At 69.2% G+C, this 21,603-nt stretch carries 18 protein-coding genes and 1 pseudogene; 7 read left to right on the forward strand and 12 right to left on the reverse strand.

Going from position 1 to position 21,603, the window contains the following annotated elements; all coding sequences use genetic code 11:
- From A3CU_RS0140870 to A3CU_RS0140895, 6 genes are all read right to left on the reverse strand, one after another.
- On the reverse strand, positions 1–443 hold a 443-nt coding region (locus A3CU_RS0140870), incomplete at its 3' end, for a TIGR03619 family F420-dependent LLM class oxidoreductase (RefSeq protein ID WP_027947099.1).
- Between the two features lie 467 nt (positions 444–910).
- On the reverse strand, positions 911–4,147 hold the full coding sequence (icmF, locus tag A3CU_RS0140875) for a fused isobutyryl-CoA mutase/GTPase IcmF (RefSeq protein WP_027947100.1): 3,237 nt from the start codon (positions 4,145–4,147) through the stop codon (positions 911–913).
- 89 nt (positions 4,148–4,236) lie between these two features.
- Positions 4,237–4,848: a GTP-binding protein gene (locus A3CU_RS0140880; protein WP_027947101.1), complete on the reverse strand. Its 612-nt coding sequence runs from the start codon at positions 4,846–4,848 to the stop codon at positions 4,237–4,239.
- Positions 4,829–5,623, reverse strand: a complete 795-nt coding sequence (locus A3CU_RS52040) for a DUF742 domain-containing protein (protein WP_027947102.1) — start codon at positions 5,621–5,623, stop codon at positions 4,829–4,831. The genes A3CU_RS0140880 and A3CU_RS52040 overlap by 20 nt, the downstream gene beginning before the upstream one ends.
- Before the next feature lie 7 nt (positions 5,624–5,630).
- Complete coding sequence (locus A3CU_RS0140890) at positions 5,631–6,071, reverse strand: roadblock/LC7 domain-containing protein (RefSeq protein WP_027947103.1); 441 nt, start codon at positions 6,069–6,071, stop codon at positions 5,631–5,633.
- Complete coding sequence (locus A3CU_RS0140895; RefSeq protein WP_027947104.1) at positions 6,068–9,706, reverse strand: sensor histidine kinase; 3,639 nt, start codon at positions 9,704–9,706, stop codon at positions 6,068–6,070. The genes A3CU_RS0140890 and A3CU_RS0140895 overlap by 4 nt, the downstream gene beginning before the upstream one ends.
- 777 nt (positions 9,707–10,483) lie before the next feature.
- Between A3CU_RS0140895 and A3CU_RS0140900 the strand changes: the two genes are divergently transcribed.
- The 5 genes and pseudogenes from A3CU_RS0140900 to A3CU_RS0140915 all read left to right on the forward strand — a co-directional run bounded on the left by A3CU_RS0140900 (position 10,484) and on the right by A3CU_RS0140915 (position 14,926).
- Positions 10,484–10,906, forward strand: coding sequence for a DUF485 domain-containing protein (locus tag A3CU_RS0140900; protein ID WP_027947105.1), 423 nt, complete (start codon positions 10,484–10,486; stop codon positions 10,904–10,906).
- Positions 10,907–10,915: 9 nt separating this feature from the next.
- The gene (locus A3CU_RS0140905) at positions 10,916–12,547 is read left to right on the forward strand and encodes a solute symporter family protein (RefSeq protein ID WP_052373056.1); all 1,632 of its coding nucleotides are present in this window, start codon (positions 10,916–10,918) and stop codon (positions 12,545–12,547) included.
- Positions 12,548–12,552: 5 nt separating this feature from the next.
- Positions 12,553–13,695: a type III PLP-dependent enzyme gene (locus tag A3CU_RS0140910; RefSeq protein WP_027947107.1), complete on the forward strand. Its 1,143-nt coding sequence runs from the start codon at positions 12,553–12,555 to the stop codon at positions 13,693–13,695.
- Positions 13,696–13,705: 10 nt separating this feature from the next.
- Positions 13,706–14,059 (forward strand): annotated as a pseudogene (speD, locus tag A3CU_RS55020) (adenosylmethionine decarboxylase); the annotation flags it as partial.
- Positions 14,039–14,926 carry a spermidine synthase gene (locus A3CU_RS0140915; RefSeq protein WP_052373106.1) on the forward strand — a complete coding sequence of 296 codons (888 nt, stop codon included), beginning with the start codon at positions 14,039–14,041 and terminating at the stop codon, positions 14,924–14,926. The pseudogene speD and the gene A3CU_RS0140915, both read left to right, overlap by 21 nt.
- Here the strand turns inward: A3CU_RS0140915 and A3CU_RS0140920 are convergent.
- The 6 genes from A3CU_RS0140920 to A3CU_RS0140950 form a co-directional block, all read right to left on the reverse strand.
- Positions 14,892–15,236, reverse strand: coding sequence for a DUF3817 domain-containing protein (locus tag A3CU_RS0140920; protein ID WP_027947109.1), 345 nt, complete (start codon positions 15,234–15,236; stop codon positions 14,892–14,894). The two genes, A3CU_RS0140915 and A3CU_RS0140920, sit on opposite strands and share 35 nt — an antisense overlap.
- A gap of 14 nt (positions 15,237–15,250) precedes the next feature.
- Positions 15,251–15,649, reverse strand: a complete 399-nt coding sequence (locus A3CU_RS0140925) for a hypothetical protein (protein ID WP_425388321.1) — start codon at positions 15,647–15,649, stop codon at positions 15,251–15,253.
- 17 nt (positions 15,650–15,666) lie between these two features.
- Complete coding sequence (locus A3CU_RS49260) at positions 15,667–16,560, reverse strand: lysozyme family protein (protein ID WP_043844230.1); 894 nt, start codon at positions 16,558–16,560, stop codon at positions 15,667–15,669.
- Between the two features lie 138 nt (positions 16,561–16,698).
- The gene (locus tag A3CU_RS0140940; RefSeq protein ID WP_027947111.1) at positions 16,699–17,184 is read right to left on the reverse strand and encodes a hypothetical protein; all 486 of its coding nucleotides are present in this window, start codon (positions 17,182–17,184) and stop codon (positions 16,699–16,701) included.
- 311 nt (positions 17,185–17,495) lie between these two features.
- Positions 17,496–17,663, reverse strand: coding sequence for a hypothetical protein (locus A3CU_RS53775; RefSeq protein ID WP_169739753.1), 168 nt, complete (start codon positions 17,661–17,663; stop codon positions 17,496–17,498).
- A 128-nt stretch (positions 17,664–17,791) separates the two neighbouring features.
- Positions 17,792–18,937 carry an acyl-CoA dehydrogenase family protein gene (locus A3CU_RS0140950; protein WP_027947112.1) on the reverse strand — a complete coding sequence of 382 codons (1,146 nt, stop codon included), beginning with the start codon at positions 18,935–18,937 and terminating at the stop codon, positions 17,792–17,794.
- A 105-nt stretch (positions 18,938–19,042) separates the two neighbouring features.
- Here A3CU_RS0140950 and A3CU_RS49265 point away from each other — a divergent pair, with 105 nt between their 5' ends.
- Both A3CU_RS49265 and A3CU_RS0140960 read left to right on the forward strand, forming a co-directional pair.
- Positions 19,043–19,690, forward strand: a complete 648-nt coding sequence (locus A3CU_RS49265) for a TetR/AcrR family transcriptional regulator (RefSeq protein WP_052373059.1) — start codon at positions 19,043–19,045, stop codon at positions 19,688–19,690.
- A gap of 295 nt (positions 19,691–19,985) precedes the next feature.
- Positions 19,986–21,596, forward strand: coding sequence for a succinic semialdehyde dehydrogenase (locus A3CU_RS0140960; protein WP_027947113.1), 1,611 nt, complete (start codon positions 19,986–19,988; stop codon positions 21,594–21,596).
- Positions 21,597–21,603 lie beyond the last annotated feature (7 nt).

Here is a 21,603-nt window from a genome sequence, read left to right on the forward strand (position 1 = left end):
GTCCAAATCGCCTTCAACGCCTCAATCCGCTCATCCAACAACGCCCCACGCGTACGCGGATCAGTACCGTGATTACGCATCTCCTCACGATTCCACCCAGCACCCACCCCGAAAAGCACACGCCCACCGGACACCAGGTCCAGACTCGACACCTCCTTCGCGGTATGAATAACATCCCGCTGCACCAACAACACGACGCCCGTCCCCAGCAACAAGTTCGACGTCACCGACGCTGCGGCCGTCAACGCCACGAACGGGTCGAGCGTGCGAAAGTACCTGCGGGGAAGTTCCCCGCCACCTGGGTAGGGCGTCTCGCGGCTGACCGGGATATGCGAGTGCTCCGAGACGAGGAGGGCGTCGAAGCCACGCTCCTCCAAGGCAGTGCCCAGCGCCGCTGGGCCGATTCCGTAGTCGGTTACGAAGGTGGCAACTCCGTACTTCATGTGACGGCCAACCACCGAATCAGGCCAGGTATTCCCCGCCGTCACCGACCGTGACGGCCGGGGTTCCGCGCACTCAGGCCTGGGTCGAAGCCGGTTGGGGTGGGTTGGGCTGACTTTGGCGTTCCTGCCCGAACCCCGAAACTCGTCACCAACCCAGAACTCACCTCCCCGAACCCAGAACTCACCCACCTCAACCCAGAACTCGCCCTCCTCAACCGGGGACACGCCAGGTGCTGGCGTGTCCCCGGTCCAGGCACGCGAGTTCCCGGCTCAGGCACGCGAGTTCCCGGCTCAGGCATGCGTGTCCCCGGTTCAGGCACGCGAGTTCCCGGTTCAGGCACGCGAGTTCCCGGCTCTGATCGATATCGATAGAGCCCTGCCTCCGTCACCCCGGCACGCCGGCACCCTGGCACCCCGCACGCCGGCACGCGAAGACTCCGCGTCACACCAAACTGGACGAAGGCTGTTCAGACGTTGCGGCGATACTGGCCACCCACTTCGAAGAAGGCCTCGGTGATCTGCCCGAGCGAGCACACGCGGGCCGCATCCATCAGCACCGCGAAGACGTTCTCGCCGCGCGTCGCAGCCTGTTGGAGGTCGTGCAGCGCCTGCTGGGCTTCCTCGGCATGCCGGTGATGGAAGTCCGCCAGCCGGGACAGCTGGGACTGCTTCTCCTCCTCGGTCGCCCGGGCCAGTTCGACCTGCACCTCGTCGTCCTCCGGGTGCGGGTTGCGGAAGGTGTTCACGCCGACGATGGGCAGGGAACCGTCGTGCTTGCGCCGCTCGTACAGCATCGACTCGTCCTGGATGCGCCCGCGCTGGTAGCCGGTCTCCATCGCACCGAGGACCCCGCCGCGCTCGGAGATGCGGTCGAACTCGACCAGCACCGCCTCCTCCACCAGGTCGGTCAGCTCGTCGATGATGAACGAGCCCTGTAACGGGTTCTCGTTCTTCGCCAGTCCCCATTCCTGGTTGATGACCAGCTGGATGGCCATCGCCCGGCGCACCGAACTCTCCGACGGCGTGGTGATCGCCTCGTCGTAGGCGTTGGTGTGCAAGGAATTCGCGTTGTCATACAGTGCGCACAGCGCCTGCAGCGTGGTCCGGATGTCGTTGAACGTCATCTCCTGCGCGTGCAGGGATCGCCCCGAGGTCTGGACGTGGTACTTCAGCTTCTGCGACCGCTCGTTCGCGCCGTACCGCTCCCGCATGGCCGTGGCCCAGATCCGCCGCGCCACCCGGCCGAGCACCGAATACTCGGCGTCCATGCCGTTGGAAAAGAAGAACGAGAGGTTCGGCGCGAAGTCGTCGATCCGCATACCGCGGGCGAGATAGGACTCGACATAGGTGAACCCGTTGGCCAGCGTGAACGCCAGTTGCGAGATCGGGTTCGCCCCCGCCTCCGCGATGTGGTAGCCGGAGATCGACACCGAATAGAAGTTACGCACCCCGCGCTCGATGAACCATTCCTGGATGTCGGCCATCATGCGCAGCGAGAACTCGGTGGAGAAGATGCAGGTGTTCTGCCCCTGGTCCTCCTTCAGGATGTCCGCCTGCACCGTGCCACGCACCGTGCGCAGCGTCCACGCGCGCAGTTCGTCGGCCTCCTCGGGCGTCGGCTGCCGGCCGTGCTCGGCGACGAAGGCGTCGATGCGCTGGTCGATCGCGGTGTTGAGGAAGAAGGCCAGGATCGTCGGGGCGGGACCGTTGATCGTCATCGACACGGACGTGGTCGGCGAGGTCAGGTCGAAACCGTCGTAGAGCGCCTTCATGTCGTCCAGCGTCGCGATCGACACGCCCGAGGTGCCGACCTTGCCGTAGATGTCGGGTCGGGTCCCCGGGTCGTGGCCGTAGAGGGTGACCGAGTCGAACGCGGTGGAAAGCCGCTTCGCCGCCGAGTCGGCCGAAAGGTACTTGAACCGCCGGTTGGTGCGGAAGGCGTCGCCCTCGCCCGCAAACATCCGGGCCGGGTCCTCCCCCTCGCGCTTGAACGGGAAAACCCCTGCCGTGTAAGGGAAATATCCGGGCAGGTGCTCGCGCCGGAGGAAGGAAAGCAGCTCGCCGTCGTCGGTGTAGCGAGGCAGAGCCACCCGCGGGATCCGGGAGCCGGACAGGGTTTCCCGCCACAGCTGGGTGCGCAGCTCCTTGTCCCGCACCCGTACCACGAGTTCCTCCTCGCGGTAGGACTCGGCCAGCTCCCGCCACTGCGCCAGCAGGCGCCGCGACTCGCCATCCACCTCCGATTCGGCGGTTTCGACCAGTGCGTCGATCGCCCCGGTGTCCGCGCCCGCTTCCTTCAGCGCCGCGCTGGCCGCGGCCAGCTGGTCGCGCTTGCGGACCGCGGCGACCTGGCGCCGGGTGCGCTCGTGGTACCCGCGCACCGTCTCGGCGATCTCCGCCAGGTACCGGACCCGCGCCGCCGGGATGATCGTGCTCGCACCGGTCGACACCTTGCCCTGGACGGGCGGCAGCGTGGGCGTGGACACCGAAAGCCCGCGCTCGGCCAGGGAATCACGCAGGTGCTCGTACAGCGCGGTGACACCGTCGTCGTTGAACTTCGCCGCGCTGGTGCCGAACACCGGCATGTCCTCCGGCGCGGCGCCGAACTCCTCGCGGTTGCGCAGCAGTTGCCGGGCGACGTCGCGGCGGGCGTCCTCCGCGCCCCGGCGCTCGAACTTGTTGATCGCCACCACATCGGCGAAGTCGAGCATGTCGATCTTCTCCAGCTGTGAGGCGGCGCCGAACTCCGGCGTCATCACATAAAGCGAGAAGTCGACATGATCGACGATCCCGGCGTCGCCCTGCCCGATCCCGGGCGTCTCGACGATCACCAGGTCGTAGCCCGCCGCCTTGCACGCTTGGACCGCCTCGTCGAGCCCGGTCGGGATCTCGCCGTGCGTGGTCCTCGTGGCCAGGGAACGGAAGAAGACCGGTGAACCGGCCCCGCCGAGACAGTTCATGCGGATCCGGTCGCCCAGCAGCGCACCGCCACCCCGGCGCCGGGTCGGGTCCACGGCCAGCACGGCGATCCGCAGCTTGTCCTCCTGGTCGAGCCGGAACCGGCGGATCAGCTCGTCGGTGAGCGAAGACTTCCCGGAACCGCCGGTGCCGGTGATGCCCAGTACCGGCACCGTCCGGGCCGCTGCCGCTTCGGCGATGGCAGAGGTCCAGTCGGCGGCGAGCACACCGGCCTGCAGCTGGGTGATCACGCGGGCGAGCGCCGCCACGTCGCCGGACAGCAACCGGTCGACCGACGCGGGCGGCTGCGCGGCCAGGTCGGCGTCGCAGTCCCGGATCATCGAGTTGATCATGCCCGGCAGGCCCATCTCGAGGCCGTCGTCCGGGGAGAAGATCCGCGCCACGCCTCGCGCGTGCAGCAGCTCGATCTCCTCGCGCACGATCACCCCGCCGCCACCGCCGTAGACCTTGATGTGCCCGGCGCCGCGCTCGTTCAGCAACTCGACGAGGTAGGTGAAGTACTCGACGTGGCCGCCCTGATAGGCGCTGATCGCCACGCCATGGACGTCTTCGGCGATCGCTGCCGTGACGACCTCGTCCACGGAACGGTTGTGCCCCAGGTGCACGACTTCGGCGCCCTGGGACTGCAGGATCCGTCGCATGATGTTGATCGACGCGTCGTGCCCGTCGAACAGGCTGGACGCGGTTACGAACCGGATCGGGTGGGTGGGCCGATAGCGCTCCATACCCTTAAAATACTTGGGCTTCCTACTATTTCAACCCCAAGTACTACTGGAGGTGACGGCGGCAACATGTCGGGCATGTTGCCGCCGGCTCAGCGCTGACCGACCGACCGCATCGCGATCCACTGCCGCATCGCGTACTCGACCAGCGTGATCAGGGTCTGCTTGGTCGACTCGCGGTCCCGCGCGTCGCACCGCACGATCGGGATGCTGGGGTCGATGGCCAGTGCCTCACGCACGTCGTTCAGATCGTGCGCCAGGACCCCATCGAAGGTGTTCACGCCGATGATGTAGGGCAACCCGCGGTCCTCGAAGAAGTCGACCGGCGCGAACGAGTCCGCCAGCCGGCGGGTGTCCGCGAGCACGACCGCTCCGATCGCACCGCGCACCAGGTCGTCCCACATGAACCAGAACCGCTGCTGGCCCGGCGTGCCGAACAGGTACAGGATCAGATCCCGGTCCAGCGACACGCGGCCGAAGTCCATGGCCACGGTCGTGGTCGCCTTGTTCGGCGTGTTGTCGAGATCGTCAATGCCCCGACTGGCGTCGGTCATCATCGCCTCGGTGGTGAGCGGCACGATTTCCGACACCGACCCGACGAAGGTGGTCTTGCCGGCGCCGAACCCACCAGCGACCACGATCTTGGCCGAGGTCATGGTCTGCGGCGCGGCCGGCCGCGGTGCCTTAAAGCCGACGGAGTCCACTCAACACCCTTTCCATCAACATGAGACGCGCCTCGGCGTCGTCGTTACCCGACACCGTTTCGTGCACGGTGATCAAACCAGCCCCGGCTGCGTCGCTGATCAGTACCCTGGCCACGCCCAGCGGAACCCTCAGCAGCGCCGCGATTTCCGCCACGGATCGCGGCGTCCGGCATTCTTCCATGATCGCGCGGTGCTCGAACTGCACCGCGACCTGGTCCCCCTGGGCGACGGCGGCTTCGGAGGTGGAGAGCAGGGTCTCCAGCTCCAGCTCGAGGTTCGCCTTGGTGCGGCCGCCGGTGAGGGCGTACGGGCGCACCACCGCGGCTTCCTCCGCCGGCTGTTCGTAGCCGTCGTAGTAGTACTCGGCCGGGCCGGTGTTGGACACGGCCGGCTCGAAGAGCCCGGTCCCCTGGGCAGGCTCGAAGAAGCCGGGCGGCCCTGGCGGCTGCGCGGCCGGGCCTGGCTCCGGCGGCGGCGAATACGCCTCGGCGGCGTACTGCCCGTAGCCGGGCTCACCCGGGTAGTACTCCGGCTCGCCCGGATACGCCTGCTCGCCCGGATACGTCGGCTCACCCGGATACGCTTGCTCACCCGGATACACCGGCTCGCCTCCGTACGTCGACGGGCCGGCGTCGGTCTCCAGCTCCGGGTCTTCACCGGCCGACTTTTTCCGTTTCTTGCGTCGCCGTGAATCCAGAGTGAAGGCATTGAAGACGTCGGCGAACGTCGCCTCGTCGTCCTCACCGGGCGGAGGTCCCCCAGGTCCCGTACTCATCGCGGCCTCATCCCACCGGCTGGCCCATCAACGGTCCCCCCGAGCCCTGCAGCTGAGCCCGCAGCTCGGGGGTGAGGATCTGGCCGACCCGGTCGACCAGCATGGTCATCTCGTAGGCCACCTGACCGATGTCGCAGTTCGGCGCGGCGAGCACGGCCAGGCACGAGCCGTCGCTGATGGACATCAGCACCATCATGCCCATCTCCATCTCCACCACGGTCTCGTTCACCGCCCCCGCCTCGAAGCACCGCGCGGCGCCTTGCGTGAGGCTCACCAGCCCGGACGCCACCGCGGCGAGCTGGTCGGCGCGGTCCAGCGGCAGGCGGTTCGAGGCGGTCAGCAACAGGCCGTCGGCGGACACGACCACCGCGTGCGCCACACCCGGGACGCGCTCGGCGAAGTCGTTGACCAGCCAACCGAACTGGTTGTGTTGCTGCGGCGAGGTCATTCACCCTCCATGTTTTCTCGTTCGGAGTCGACCGCATGAGCTGTACGGTGCCGTCCGCGCTGCACGCCCTGCTGGAAACTGGCCAGCCGGCCGCGCACATCCTGCGGGTCGCGCTGCTGGGGCCGGGAACCGCCCGGCCCGGACGCGCCGCCCGGCAGGAGCTGCTCGCCACGACGGCGGCGGGGCAGGCCCGCTGCCGTGAAGCTGGTCGGCGCCGTCTTCGACACGGTTTCCACCGTGCGCCAGCTTTCGTCCGTGGCGAAGGACCACGCCGACTCACCACTGGGTGAGGCGGCCGGTTCGAACGCCGCGGGCTGACCCTGCTGGTCGTACTGGTCGTACTGCTGGTCGTACTGAGGCAGGGCCGGTTCGACGCCACGCTGCGTCAGCTCGCCCGCCTCCTCCGCCGGCGTCTGCTCCGGCGGTTCGGGCCAGGGCAGCGTGCCCGACGACGAGGCGGCCGGTTCGTACTGCTCGTGCTGCTCGTGCTGCGGCAACAGGCCGCGTTCCACGGGAGTGTAAGCCGTGCTCTCCCCGGACGCCGGGTGGCGGGTGGGCAACTGGCCGTAGCCGGACGCCGGAGCCGGTTCCTCCTCGCGCGGCGGACGCGGCCGGGGACGGCGCTGCGGCAGTTTGCCCGGCCCCGGCTGGCTCGAGTCGGACACCGGCTGCGGCTCGGGCCGCGTCGGCAGCGATTGTGGTTCGGGCCGGGCCGGCAGCGGTTGCGACGACTGGCTCGAATCGGCCGGCGGCTGCCACAACTGGGACGACGGCGCGGCTTCGGCTTCCGGCTCGGCCGAGTGCCGAGCCCGGTTCACGCCCTTCTGGAAGCTGGAGAGCCGGCTCCGGATGTCGGAGGGGTCGCGCGCCGGGCGCTTCGGCCGCACGCTCGCCTCGCTCGTGGCGCTGCCCGGCAGCAGCTGCTCACCGCGTCGGCGCCGGGGCAGACCCGCCTCGGTGTAGCTGGTCGGTTCCGCCTCGGAGACCGACTGGACGGCACGCCAGCTCTCGTCGGCCGCGAAGGCCCAGCTTGCCGGGGTGTGCTCTGGCTCGCCGGCCGCGTCCTCCGCCCGCTGAACCTCGTACGCGGCGGGCTCTTCCGCCGGCTCCGGCGGCCCGGCCGGCTCGGACTGCGAGAGCGGCTCAGCCAGCGTTTCGGCGGGACGCGCCGGCGCGGGCGAGTCGCTGCGGAACCACGCCGACAGCGTTTCGTCGAAGATCGGCGTCGTCTCCGGCAGGGACGGGGGTTCCGGCGGTGCCGGTTCCTGCTGCTCAGTGGCCCACCAGCCGCTGGACGGCGGGGTGATGTCGTTCGCCTCGAACAGCGCCTTGCCGCTGGGCAACGGACCCGAGGGCGGCTCGCTCACCGGCGGAGCCGGCGGGGCGGGCGGCGGTTCCGGTGTCACCGGCGGCATCGAGGGCAGGCTCGGGTGGTCCGACGCCGGGCTGAACAGGGCCGTGCCGGAGATCTCCACGTCGCCCGGCTTCCGCGACGGCAGCACGCCGGAGTGACCGTTGGTCCACCCGCCGGGCGCCGACGCTCCATCGCCCGGGGCCGCGGGGATCCCGGCGAAGTCGGACAGGCTGCCGGCACCGACGGCGCCGTTGACCGCGCGGCGCTGCGGGAGCCCCTCGCTGGCCTGGGGCGTCGCGGGCTCGGCCGGCACCGCCTGGATCACGCCGGTCTCCTGCAGATCCATCACCAGCTCACCGGGCACGGTCACGGTGGCGCGGATCCCGACGACCTCCTTGCCGCCGTGCAGGAAGACGCCGATGTTGTGCCGCCCCGCGAGGCGGCCGACCACGAACAGGCCCATCCGGCGCGAGGTGGCCAGGTCCACCGTGGCTTCCTGCGCGAGGCGGGCGTTCGCCTCGGTGATCTCGGTCTCGGTCATGCCGATGCCCTTGTCGACGATGTCGATCAGCAGGCCACCCTCGGCGACGCGGGTGTTGACGGTCACCTTCGTCTCCGGCGCGGAGAACGCGGTCGCGTTGTCGAGCAGCTCCGCGATCAGGCGCATCAGGTCACTGGCCGCGTACCCGACGATGCGGGCGCTCGGCGGCTGCTGCACGACGACCCGTTGGTACTGCTCGATCTCCGACACCGCGGCGCGGATCACGTCGGCCGTGGCAATCGGCTGGCCGGAGCGGCGCCCCGGCTCCGCGCCGGAGAGAACCATCAGGTTCTCGTTGTTACGCCGCATCCGGGTGGCGAGGTGGTCCAGCTGGAACAGCGTGGCCAGCTGGTCGGCGTCCTCCTCGTCGCGCTCCAGACGCTCGATCAGCTGCAGCTGCCGCTGCACGAGGCTCTGACTCCGGCGCGACAGGTTGACGAAGACGCTGCTGTAGCCGGTCCGCAGGTTGGCCTGCTCCGCGGCCAGCCGCAGCGCCTGGCTGTGCACCGCGTCGAACGCCGTGGCCACCTGACCGATCTCGTCGGTCGTCCCGATGGCCAGCGGTTCCACGTCGGTGCTCTGCTCCTGGCCGTCCTGGATGTTGCGCACCGCCTCGGGCAACTGGCGGTCGGCCACGTCCATGGCGCCGGCCCGCAGCCGCCGCAGCGAGCGCAGCAGCTGCCGGGTGATCAGGAACACGACCGCACCGGTGACGAAGAGAGCGAGGAACAGCAGCACGGCGAGCAGGCCGGTGCTGGTGCCGGAGTTTTCCACCAGCCCGGTGGCGGTGCTGGTCAGCTCGGCGCTCAGCCGGTTGCTGACGCCGTCGACGGCGGCGATGACCGAGCTCGACGCGGCGGACCACTGCTGGCCGGAGATGGCGGCCAGGGCCGGACCCGAGTTCTGCGCGGCGAGAACGGTGCCGACCAGCCGGGTACGGGTGTCGTAGTCCGTGCCCTCGACGCTGTGCTCGAAGTCCTGCTGCTGGGCCGGCGACGCCGCGGACTTGAAGTCCTTGATCCGGTCGTCGAGGCGGACCTCCATCGTGCGCAGGTCGTTGATCTGGGTCCCGGTCAGGGTGCCCCGGCTGATGCCGTAGCCGAGCAGCGCCTGGGAGAAGGAGATGTTCTCCTTGGCGACCTGGAGCCCGTGCAGCGCACTCGGGCTGCTGCCGATCGAGCCGTCGCCGATCTCGGCCACCAGCGCGTTGTCCATGGCGAGCAGCGCACTGGTCATCGCGGTGTAGTCGTCGAGAGCCTGGCTCACCTCGAGCTTGCCGGTGGTGGCCTGACCACGGAGGTCCGCCAGCTTCGCCATCGTGCCGCGGACCGTGATGACGGAGTCGGTGATCGCGGCGTCCAGCTGGCCGGCGCGGCCGGCGTCGAGATCGAACTGCGGGAGCGCCTTGTCCACCGCGGCGCGGGCGAGGTCGAGCTGGGGGGAGCTGCCCACGGTGCCCTGGGTGAGCAGCGACGCGGTCTCGGTCCGTTCCTCCTGGAGCGCGCCGGTCAGCGTCCGCACGTCGCCGCCGAGGGTGACCAGCCGCTGGATCCGCTCGTAGTTGTTGGACCGGTCGACCTGGTTGGCGATGGTGATCCCGCCGAGCACCATGGCGAAGACGATCGGGACCAACGTCACGGCGGCGAGCTTGACCGTGATGCTCCAGTCTCGCCAGCGGGCGATCGCGCTCAACTTAGACGGACGGCGCGGTTGCTGGCCGAGGAGCTGTCCAACAGGCACTTGGCCTTGTCCTGCAACGGTCACGAAGGTGACTCCCTGTCCGGCATTTTCGATACACGTCTCTGGCGCTCACTGCTCTCCCCGTCAGCCGCGAACTCTGTCCGGTCTCGCCCACGGCGCCGTACCCGGCTCGCCTCGCCCGGCTTGCGCGCACGCGCATCATCTGTGGTGCGGGACGCCTCAGACAAGATGGGCTTACCTTCGGTCACAGGGAGTCAACGTGGCGTGGGAAGCGTACACCAATCGGGCGGCCCACGATCAATACCGAGCGCCCCGCCTACGACCTGCACGAATACCGAATGTGATGGCATGTTAACGCGATCACCCGTAATCGAACCTGGCGGTCCGCACAATTTCCGAGGATCACCCGGACAGTGGTACCGCTTCCCCGATCACCCAGTAGCCCAGGGATCGCCTGAAGCCGCCGGGGGAACAGGTACCGACCACCCCCATGGATGGGGAACCAGAGGAGCCACGGAAGAATAACGCCCGATCCCGTTGTGTTCACCCCGAGTTCACCTCGGCTCCGGCCACCGACCACGCGTAACGCCGCCAGTCGCACACGCACCGTCATCACGTTCAGCGACAGGGTTTCACGAAAAATTACAAGCAGTCACAAATGGCTTGAGTATGTGCGCGACAGTGTCCCTATTAAGAGGGATTAACCGCCCGTTCGCTCGATCTTTTGTACCGGCCTGGTGAACTGTCCGTCGATCTGCGCAGCTACCATGTGCGGCCGCGACAGATTTGCCCGCTGGAGTTCGCCGGGAGGCAGACATGCAACGCATTGCTCCGACCCCTGCGACGAGGAGTAATCCCGATGACACCGGCCAACTCCCGGTGTTGTTCGAGTCCTCCGCGCCCGCCCATCCCGCCGAGACGCACTCCCGGAGCGGGCCCGGCCCGGACTACCTGGCGATCCAGGCCAGCCAAGAGTTCCAGACGCTGAGGTCCCGGTTCCGCCGCTTCGTGTTCCCGATGACGCTGCTGTTCATCCTCTGGTACTTCGCGTACGTGATCCTCGCCGCCTACTTCCACGACTTCATGAGCAGACCGGTGATCGGGGTGCTCAACGTCGGCATCCTGATGGGCGCCGGCCAGTTCGTCTCGACCGCGCTGATCATGGCGGCCTACGTGCGCTTCGCCAAACGCCGGCTGGACCCCGAAGTGGAGAAGGTCCGGCGGCAGGCAGGAGTGTAGGAAACAACCATGGTCGCCCACCCTTCCGCGGTACTCATCCAGGCCGCCGCCACCGACGGCAACAACCCCATCTTCAACACGGTCGTCTTCGGCCTGTTCGTCGCGATCACGCTGTTCGTCGTCTACCGGGTGAGCAGCGGTGCGACCAGCCGGGCCGACTACTACGCCGCGGGCAGCGCTTTCACCGGGCGGCAGAACGGGATCGCGCTGTCCGGCGACTACCTCTCGGCCGCCTCGTTCCTCGGTATCGCGGGCGCGATCGCGGTGAACGGCTACGACGGGTTCCTCTACTCGATCGGCTTCCTCGTCGCCTGGCTGATCGCGCTGATGCTGGTCGCCGAGCTGACCCGGAACACCGGCCGGTTCACCATGGGCGACGTGCTCAGCTTCCGGATGAAGCAACGTCCGGTGCGCGCCGCCGCGGCCACCTCGACGCTGGTCATCTCGCTGTTCTACATGCTCGCCCAGATGGCCGGCGCCGGTGGGCTCATCTCGTTGCTGCTCAACATCCACAGCGCCTTCGGCCAGGCCCTGATCATCGCGGTGGTCGGCCTGGTCATGGTGGTGTACGTGCTGGTCGGCGGGATGAAGGGCACCACCTGGGTGCAGATCATCAAGGCCAGCCTGCTGATCCTGTCCGTGGCGCTGATGACCGTCTTCCTGATCGGCAAGTTCGGCTTCAACATCTCGAACCTGTTGTCCCAGGCGGCCTACAACAACCCGATGGGCGCGAAGCTGCTCCAGCCGGGCGGCTCCTACGGTGCCACCGACCTCACCAAGCTGGACTTCGTGTCCCTGTCCTTCGCGCTGGTTCTCGGCACCGCGGCACTGCCGCACGTGCTGATGCGGTTCTACACCGTGCCCACCGCCGGCGAAGCCCGCCGCTCGGTCGTCTGGGCCACCTCGTGCGTCCTCATCTTCTACCTGTGCACGCTGGTGATCGGCTACGGCTCGGCCGCGCTGGTCGGTTCGAAGGAGATCAAGAGCGCGCCGGGTGGCGAGAACTCCGCGGCGCCGTTGCTGGCCCTGCACATCGGCGGCCCGGTGCTGCTGGGCGTCATCTCGGCGGTCGCGTTCGCGACCATCCTGGCCGTGGTCGCCGGCCTCACCATGACCGCGTCGACGTCGTTCGCGCACGACGTGTACGCGAACATCTTCAAGCGCGGCAAGGCCGATCCGTACGAGGAGGTCCGGGTCGCGCGGCTGACCGCCGTGGTGATCGGGTTGCTCTCGATCATCGGCGGCATCCTCGCCAACGGCCAGAACATCGCGTTCCTGGTCGCGCTGGCCTTCGCGGTGGCGGCGTCGGCGAACCTGTCCACGCTGCTGTACTCGCTGTTCTGGAAGCGCTTCAACACCACCGGCACGCTGTGGGGCATCTACGGCGGCCTGATCGCGTGCCTGGTGCTGGTCGCCTTCTCGCCGGTGGTGTCCGGTTCCCCCGACTCGATCATCAAGGGCGTGGACTTCCACTGGTTCCCGCTGAAGAACCCGGGCCTGGTGTCGATTCCGTTCTCGTTCCTGTGCGGGTTCGTCGGCACCCTGGTCGGCCGGGGCAAGGCCGACCGGTACAAGCAGGCCGAGATGGAGGTTCGCTCCCTCACCGGGATCGGCGCCCCGCAGGGGCGCTTGCGACACTAGCTGCCGTGAGTGATACGCGGATCGTGCACTTCCTGGCAGAGCGGGCGCCCGCGACCCCGTGCCTGGTCGTGGACAGCGCCGTGGTGCGCGAGCGGGCTCGTGCGTTCGCCGCCGGGTTCGGCGAACGCGCGCTGCGCTACGCGGTCAAGGCGAATCCCGAACCGGCGGTGCTGCGGGCGGTACTGGCCGCGGGCGGCGGTTTCGACGTGGCGAGCCCCGCGGAGATCGACGCATGCCTGGCCGAGGGCGCGCCAGGAGAATCCCTCTCCTACGGCAACCCGATCAAGAAGGCCGCCGACATCGCTTACGCCTACGCACGCGGTGTCCGGGACTTCACCACCGACGCCCCGGCGGACGTCGACCAACTCGCCCGGTTCGCCCCCGGCGCCGCGGTTTCGGTGCGGCTGCTGGTGGACGGGCCTGCTTCGGCGACGCCCTTCGGCCGCAAGTTCGGTTGCCCGCCCGCGCAGGCCGTGGACCTGCTACGGCGGGCGCGGCGGCTCGGCCTCGACCCAGCCGGCATCGCCTTCCACGTCGGCTCGCAGCAGGCGGACGTTTCCGCCTGGGAGAGCGGAATCGCCGCCGCGGCCAAGGTGTCCGCCGAACTGGCAGTCGACGGAATCCGGCCCCGGAGGCTGAATCTCGGGGGCGGGTTCGGTGTGTCCTACCGCACGCCGGCGCCGTCCCTGGGCGAATACACGGTGGCGATCTCGGCCGCGCTGCGCGCGCACTTTCCCGGCGGGGCGCCGGAACTGGTGGTCGAACCGGGCCGGGCGGTGGTCGCCGAGGCCGGGCTGATCCGGACCGAGGTCGTGCTCGTCGCCGAACGCGCCGGGCAACGTTGGGTGTACCTCGACGTGGGCCGCTACAACGGACTCGCGGAGACCGAGAACGAAGCGATCCCCTACCGGCTCGTTCCGGCCGGTTCCCGGGACTGGCCGGAAGACGAGCCGAGGGGTCCCGTCGTCCTCGCTGGGCCGACATGCGATGGTGACGACGTGATCTACCAACGCACCCGGTATGAGCTGCCGCTGTCCCTACGCGCGGGCGATCGGCTCGACATCCTCGACGCCGGTGCGTATACGGCCAGCTACTCCTCGGTGGCGTTCAACGGCATCGAGCCGCTGCGGACCTACTGCCTCGACTGAACACACGCCCATGCATAACGAATTTCCCGCATTCTCCGGCCGGCACGTGCTCGCCGAACTCGAAGGCATCGACCCGGCATCCTTGGACGACTCCGGTCTCCTCACCGAAGCGCTGCGGTCCGCGCTGGCCCAGGCCGGAGCCACGGTGCACGAGGTGGTCACGCACCGGTTCACCCCGCACGGCGTCACGGTGCTCGCGCTACTGTCCGAATCGCACGCGTCGGTGCACACCTACCCGGAGCACGGCTCGATGTTCGCCGACGTGTTCACCTGCGGCGACCGCGCCGACCCGGAACTCGCCGTGCGTGTGCTCGCCGACACACTGGCCGCGCCGCGGACGAAGATGTCCACAGTGGAGCGTGGGTGGGCGGCGCCGCCGACCGAGCCCGTCGGCGCCGGGCTCTCGCGGCGGTGGGCGGTTTCCGAGGTGCTGCTCCACGAGCACACCGGCTTCCAGGACCTCCTGATCGGGCGCACCGCGCAGGGTGTCTCGCTGTTCTGCGACGGTGAGCGCCAGAGCACCGAGGCGACCCAGCTGACCTACCACGAGGCCCTGATGGTGCCCGGGATGCTGCTCGCCGAGCAGCTGCGGCGGGTGCTGATCATCGGCTCCAGCGAGGGCGTGGCCAGCCAGCTGGCGGCCGCCGAGAGTGGCGAGGTCGACCACGTCGACATCGACCGGGTCGCCGTGCGTTCCTGCGCCGAGTACCTGCCCTACGGCTACTCGCCGGAGGAGCTGGCCGCGGCGGAACGGGGCCAGGGCCCGATCCGGGTGCACTACCGGGACGGCTGGGACTTCGTGGCCAACTCCGAAGGCGGCTACGACCTGGTGGTCATCGACCTGCCCGACGAGAACCCCGAGGAGCAGGCCCAGCACAACCGCCTCTACGGCGAAGACTTCCTGCGGCGCTGTGCGGGGCTGCTGGCGCCGGGCGGTGTCGTCACCAGCCAGGCCGGCTGCCCGACCGTCTGGCGCAACGAAACCCTCATCAGCGCCTGGCACCGGTTCCGGAACGTGTTCCCCACCGTCGTCTACTACGGCTCGGACGAACACGAGTGGGCGTTCCTGTCCGGCCGGGTCGAGCCCATGGCCGACCCGGTGGTGGCCATGACCGCCCGGCTCGACAAGGCGCACTACCGCCCGGAGACCCTGGACGCCACGGCGCTGCGCGGCAACAGCACGCCGCCGCTGCGGGTCAGAGCTTCCGGCCCGCCTCGACCCGGTGCGTGACCGCGCGCTCGGCGACGAAGGACAGGAACGGGATGGTCCCGGCGAGCAGCACGAAGACCGTCCCCTTGATCGACCAGCGCGCCTTGAGCGCCAGGTCCACCGCAACCACCAGGTACACCATGTAGAACAGGCCGTGCGTGACCCCGGCCCAGCTCATCATCCCGGGCGAGTCGAAGGCGTATTTGAGGATGAACGCGGTCGTGAGGCAGAGCAGCGCGACACCGGTGGTCCAGGCCAGCACGCGGTAGCGCACCAATGGCCCCCTGAGTGATTCGCGCGATTTCGTGCGCTGTTCGCCGGTGCTCACCATTCAGGCTTGCCTTTCTAACTGTTCTCTTGGTCTCTCGCGTGGAGTTCCGCGAGGTAGCGGTTGTAGGCGGCCAACTCGTCGTCCTCTTCGTCCGCGACGTCGCGCACGACCGGGCGTGGCCGGGGCGCCGGAACCTCGGTGACCGGCTTCCTGCCCCATTCCGCCCGGGCGCCCGGTGGCGCCTGCTCGGCCTCGGCGGCGGACTTCCGGAGCTTGCGGATGCGGTAGATCATGAACGCCGGGAACAGTCCGAACAGCGGCCACTGCAACACGTAACCGAGGTTCTGGAAGCTGCCGCTCGCCGACTCGAACCGGTTCCACTGCCACCACGCCAGCCCGACCGAGACGGCCAGGCTCAGCACACACAGGCCGGCTGTCAGGAGTCGGCGGGGCATGGCGGAACCTGCTGGCACGCATTCGACGCTAGCACCTACGAAACCCGCACCCCCTGAGCGGCCTTGGCGTAGGAGTCCGCCACGCCGAAAACCTTCCGCGCGTAGTCGACGGAATTGTTGTACGAGAGGACACCCGACCACCAGCCCTGCGCGCTGGACATGTCGCGGCCACCGGCGCACAGGTACTTCGCGGCGGCCAGTGCGGCCGCGTCGATCTGCTGTGGGTCGTACCCCCCGCCCCATTTGGCCCAGGTGGACGGCACGAACTGCATCGGGCCGACGGCGTGGTCGTAGTTCGGGTCGCCGTCAAGGGCGCCGTGGTCGGTGTCCGGGATGGAGCGGACGCCCGGCGAACCGTCCAGCGGAACCCCGATGATGGGCTTGGACGGATACCCGTTGTCGCGCAACACCGCACCGGCGTACTGGCCGTGGTTGGACTCGATCCGGCCGATGCCGGCCAGGGTCGCCCACGAGATGCGGCAACCGGGCTGGCTTTCCCGCAGCTGGAGTTCGGCGTTGCCGTAGGCGATCAGCGCCCTGGCCGGGATGCCGGTCACCGCGGAGACCCGGTCCGCCCAGATCGACAGGACAGGCCTGCCGCCCGTCTCGGTGCCGGGCCGGCTACTTGGCTGGGTGGCGGGCTCGCCGACGACCGTGGCGCCCACCGGGGCCGCCGCACCGGGCTGCACGTCGGCTTCGGGAATGTCGAGCGCGGGGATGTCGGTGGTGGTCGGGCCGGCGGCCGGGGTGCCGAGCCGGCCGGCGAACCAGATTCCACCGGCCGCCACCCCCAGCACCACCGCGACGATGCCGAGCCGCACCAGCACGGTCAGTGAGAGAGTCTTTGTCGGACGTGTGCCCGCCACGGGCACTTCTGCTGCTTCGGTGGCCTCTTCGTGCCGCGCCCCCAACGAAACCAGCCTCCGCATGCCTCGACTCGATGTGACAACGAGTCACACGGGCAGGCGTTACTCGGTGAGGAGCACCGGCCCGGCGACCTGCCAGATGATCCCGCCCGGAGCGTCAAGACGACGCAAGGCGCGCGGCATGTCGCCGGGGTAGCTGCCTCAACTCGCTCGTTGCTGGCGGGCGAGACGTGCGACACACCACGCCGGCGCGCTGCCCCGGCGAAGGTGTTGGAGAACGGTCATCGGGCCGAGCCGGCGGGACAGGTCCGACGGGCTGAGCCCGGCGGCCCGGTAGTCGAGCGCACGCTGGTCGAGCGGGCTGACGCCGGCGTCCCACCACTTCTCGGCCTCGGAGACGTCACCGATCATCTGCCACCAGCCGGCCGCGGCGACCAGCAGGTCGTACGGCACGTCGGGCAGGCGGTCGCGCATGGCGTCCAGGTAGCTGGGGTCGGCCGGCTCGAGCGGCGCCCACCCGCGGGCGCCCGACCGGGCGCGCTGGCCGGGAATGCCCGGTGGTTGCTGCTGCGGTACGTCGGCGAGCCACGCCGAAGCGATCCGGTCGATCTCCCTTTCCTCGGCCGTCTGCTCCCGTTCTGCCGCCCACTGGCGAATCACCGCATCAACTCCGGGATCTCCGGTCATCCCTGCCTCCTCCTTGTGCCCCAACGAGGTTTCATGACTGCGCAACGGCGTTGATCGACGATCACGCGCGACCGCCGGTTCGAAAAGGACCGCTCGGTCACGCAATGTGAGCACCGTAGAGCGCCGCGCCATCGCCGCGCCAGAGTTTCAAGCGCACGAATTCGGCGACCAGGGGTTTAATCGGGCCAATCCACCCGGATGGCCCAACTAAACTCCCCAAACCCTGGGAATAGTCACGATGCGTAGCTCCGGCACGCGGGCATGCCTGCGCTCGGGGCCACCTCTGGCGGCGCCGAATCGGGCTTGTCGAGTCAGGAGAAGAGGCTGCGCACGAAGGTCACGATCGCCTCGGCGCCGTTGCGCAACCAGCCGAGGACGTTGTGCACCACGTCTGCCGACTGGTTCGGCTTGGTGACCAGAAAGAACAGCACGAGCGCGACGACGGCGACGATAACGATCTTCTTGGTGTTCCCCGACATAGGCGCTATCCCGTCGTCGTCCGAGCCCAGCCCCCCGGCCAGGCAATATCGACATCCTCTCCCGGCCGGGCTGGTTCCGACAAATTTCAACGAGACATGGCGCGTCGTCACGGTCTGCGTTCGAATTGTCACAGAGTGCGCGAAATGATCTCCTTCATGATCTCCGAGGTGCCCCCGAAGATTCGGGAAATCCGCAGGTCGGCCCAGGCCCGTGCGATCGGGTACTCGGTCATGTAGCCGTAACCGCCGAACAGCTGCAGGCAGTCGTCGACGACCTTGTTGACCCGTTCTGTGGTCCACAGCTTCGCCATCGCGGCGCCCTGGACGTCCAGCTCGCCCCGCAGGTGCCGCTCGACGCACTGGTCGGTGAAGGCGCGCGCGACCGCGGCCTCGGTGGCCGCCTCGGCGAGCGTGAACTTGGTGTTCTGGAAGCCGAACACCGGCCGGCCGAAGGCGGAGCGCTGTTTGGTGTAGGCGATCGTCTCCTCGACCACCCGCTCCATCCCGGCCACCGCGCTCACCGCGATGATCAGGCGCTCCTGCGGCAACTGCTGCATCAGCTGGATGAAGCCCTCTCCCTCGGCGCCGAGCAGGTTCGCCGCCGGCACGCGTACGTCATCGAAGAACAGCTCGGCGGTGTCCTGCCCCTTCAGCCCGATCTTGTCCAGCACGCGGCCGCGGCGGAAGCCGGGCGTGGTGGTCTCCACCGCGATCAGGGAGACACCCTTCGCGCCGGCGTCGAGGTCCGTCTTCACCGCCACCACCACGAAATCGGCGAGGCCCCCGTTGGTGATGAACGTCTTCGCGCCGTTGATGACGTAGAAATCGCCGTCACGCACCGCCCGGGTGGTGATGCCCTGCAGGTCGGAACCGGTGCCGGGTTCGGTCATCGCCACCGCGCCGACCAGTTCACCGCTGGCGAACTTCGGCAGCCATTCCTTCTTCTTTTCCTCCGACGCGTAGTTCAGCAGGTAATGCGCGACGATCCCGTTGTGCACGGACACGCCCCAGGCGCTGTCCCCGGCTCGCGCCTGCTCCTCGTACAGCACCGCCTCGTGCGCGAAGGTTCCGCCACCACCGCCGTATTCCTCCGGAATGGACAGTGCCAGCAGGCCGACCTCGCCGGCCTTGCGCCACAGCTCCCGGTCCACCTGCCCCTGCGCGGCCCAGCGCTCCTGATGGGGCACGAGTTCCTTCTGGCAGAAGGTTCTGGCCAGTTCCCGGAAGTCGTCCAAGTCCTGGCTCCATGCGCTCTTGGAGATCTGCAGTGGCATCGCGGGAGCCCTCCAGTAGAAAACAATACGACCAGAATGTAAGTTCCCTCCAGAATGTAGCCTGCTTGTCCAGCACGTGGGCGGGCAGACAGGCCGGGAGAGACCGTGACCCGAGGACACCGCACGCAGGCGCAGCGCCGAGAGCAGACCAGGACGGCACTGCTGGACGCCACCATCGACTGCCTGGTCGAGCTCGGCTACGCGCGCACGTCCGTGCAGGAAATCTGCAGCCGCGCCGGGGTCTCGAAAGGCGCCGCACAGCACCATTTCCCGGACAAGGCGGCCCTGATGGCCGCCGCCGTCGAACATCTGACCACCCGGCGGATGGCCGCGCTGGCCGAGTCACCGGGCAGCCGGCCGTCGGGAGCCGACGCGATCCCGGCCGCGATCGACCTGCTGTGGGCGGGCTACTCGGGCACGCTCGCGACCGCGGCGACCGAGCTTTGGGTGGCCGCGCGCACCGACCCCGCGCTGCGGGCGGCCATCCGCCCGGTCGACCGCGCGCTCGGCCGCGCGGCCCTGCAACGGGTCGCCGGGCTCGTGCCGGACCTGCCGGCCGAAGAGGTGGAGGCGCTGTTCTGGCTGACCGTGAACCTCACTCGCGGCCTGGCCCTGGACGCCGAACTCGGCGGCGCCCCGGCACGGCGGAAACGGCTCCTCGAAGAGTGGAAACGGATCGCCGTCGCCGAAATCACCGACCGCGGGAACGACCCGGCCCGGCCCGCACCCGGTCGGCCCGTCACCCGTGACTGACGGTCCGAGATCCGGCCGTGACCATGAAACATGCCACCGCGCTACGGGCCTTCCCGAACAGGCCCATACCAACGGTATGCTGTACCGAACGGTAACTACGGCGCGGGTATCCCCGCAAGATACCGGAGGCCAACAACACCCGTATGTCAACTCGCGGCACTCACGGCGACCACCGAGCGCGCCGGGAGTCTCGCCGGCGCGGCGGCAGTGCGCCCTCATCGCCAGACGTGATCCGACCCCCTACGCAGCGCCCCGTCGACACGATCGCGCGCAAACTCGCGAAGGAAGAGGCCCCATGACCAGGACGACCGAAAGCACGGGCCACGGAGAGAGCCGGCCGAGGACGGTCGGCGGGTTCGTCGGCGCCCCGTCCGCCGCCCGCGCCGCCCAACTCGTCCGGCGTGCCGCCGGCGGCGCCGACTCCGCACCGGTCGACATCACCGCACCGTTCACGGGGTTGCTCACCGCCACCCTGCCGCAGGCCACCGACGCCGACGCCCGCAAGGTCTTCGACGAGGCCCGCGCCGCGCAGGCGGCCTGGGCGGCCCGGCCGGCGACCGAGCGCCAGCGCGTGCTGGCCCGGCTGCACACGCTCGTCCTGCAGCGGCAGGAAGAGATCCTGAACCTGGTGCAGCTGGAATCGGGCAAGGCCCGCATCGACGCCTACGACGAGGTGGCCTCGGCGGCACTGGTCGCGGGCTACTACGGCCGGCACAGCGCCCGCATCCTGGCCTCCCGGCGCGTCGCCGGGGTGCTCCCGGTCCTGACCAGTGCCCGCGAACTGCGCCACCCCAAGGGCGTCGTCGGCATCATCTCGCCGTGGAACTACCCGCTCGCCCTGACCGCGATGGACGTGTTCCCCGCGCTGGCCGCCGGCAACGCCGTGGTGCAGAAACCCGACAACCAGACCGCGCTTTCCGCGCTGTGGCTCAACGAGCTGACCGAGGAGGCCGGGCTTCCGTCCGGGGTCTGGCGCATCGTGCTCGGCCACGGCGGGCAGATCGGCGACGCGTTCGTCGAGGAGCCGGACTACCTGTGCTTCACCGGATCCACCGCGACAGGGAAGAAACTCGCCAAGCAGATCGCCGGCCGGCTCACCGGCTACTCGCTCGAACTCGGCGGCAAGAACCCGATGCTGGTGCTGCCCGACGCCCCGGTCGCCAAGGCCGCCGCGGGCGCGGTCGCCGCCTGCTTCTCCTCGGCCGGGCAGCTGTGTGTTTCGGTGGAACGGATCTACGTGCACGAGAACATCCGCGAGGAGTTCACGCGGGCGTTCGTGGCCAGGACCGAGGCGCTGCGGCTCGGCGCCGAACTGGGGTACGGGGCCGATCTGGGCTCGCTGACCACCCCGGCCCAGCTGGACTCGGTGTCGGCGCACGTGGCGGATGCCCGGGCCAAGGGCGCGCGGGTGCTCACCGGCGGGCGGTCACGGCCCGAGGTCGGCCCGCTGTTCTACGAGCCCACCGTGCTCACCGACGTCACCAGGGACATGGCGGTGTTCGCCGAGGAGACTTTCGGTCCGGTCGTGTCGATCTACGGCTACCGCGACATCGAGGACGCCATCAGTCGCGCCAACGACACCGGCTACGGGCTCAACGCCAGCGTGTGGGCGGCCAGCGGATCCGTGGGCTCGACCGTCGCCGCCCGGCTCAAGACGGGCACGGTGAACGTCAACGAAGGCTTCGCCGCCACGTTCGGCACCGTGGGCCTGCCGATGGGCGGGATGAAGGAGTCCGGCCTCGGCCGGCGCAACGGCGCCGAGGGACTGCTCAAGTACACCGAGAGCCAGTCGGTCGCGGTGCAGCGCGGCCTGCGGCTGCGCCCGCCACGGGTCATCCCGCCGCGGCTGTGGACGCGCGGGATGTCCATCGGCATCCGCCTGCTGAACCGCCTGCCCCGCCGCTAGGGACTGT

It is taken from the genome of Amycolatopsis taiwanensis DSM 45107 (genome assembly GCF_000519205.1).
GTDB lineage: Bacteria > Actinomycetota > Actinomycetes > Mycobacteriales > Pseudonocardiaceae > Amycolatopsis_E > Amycolatopsis_E taiwanensis.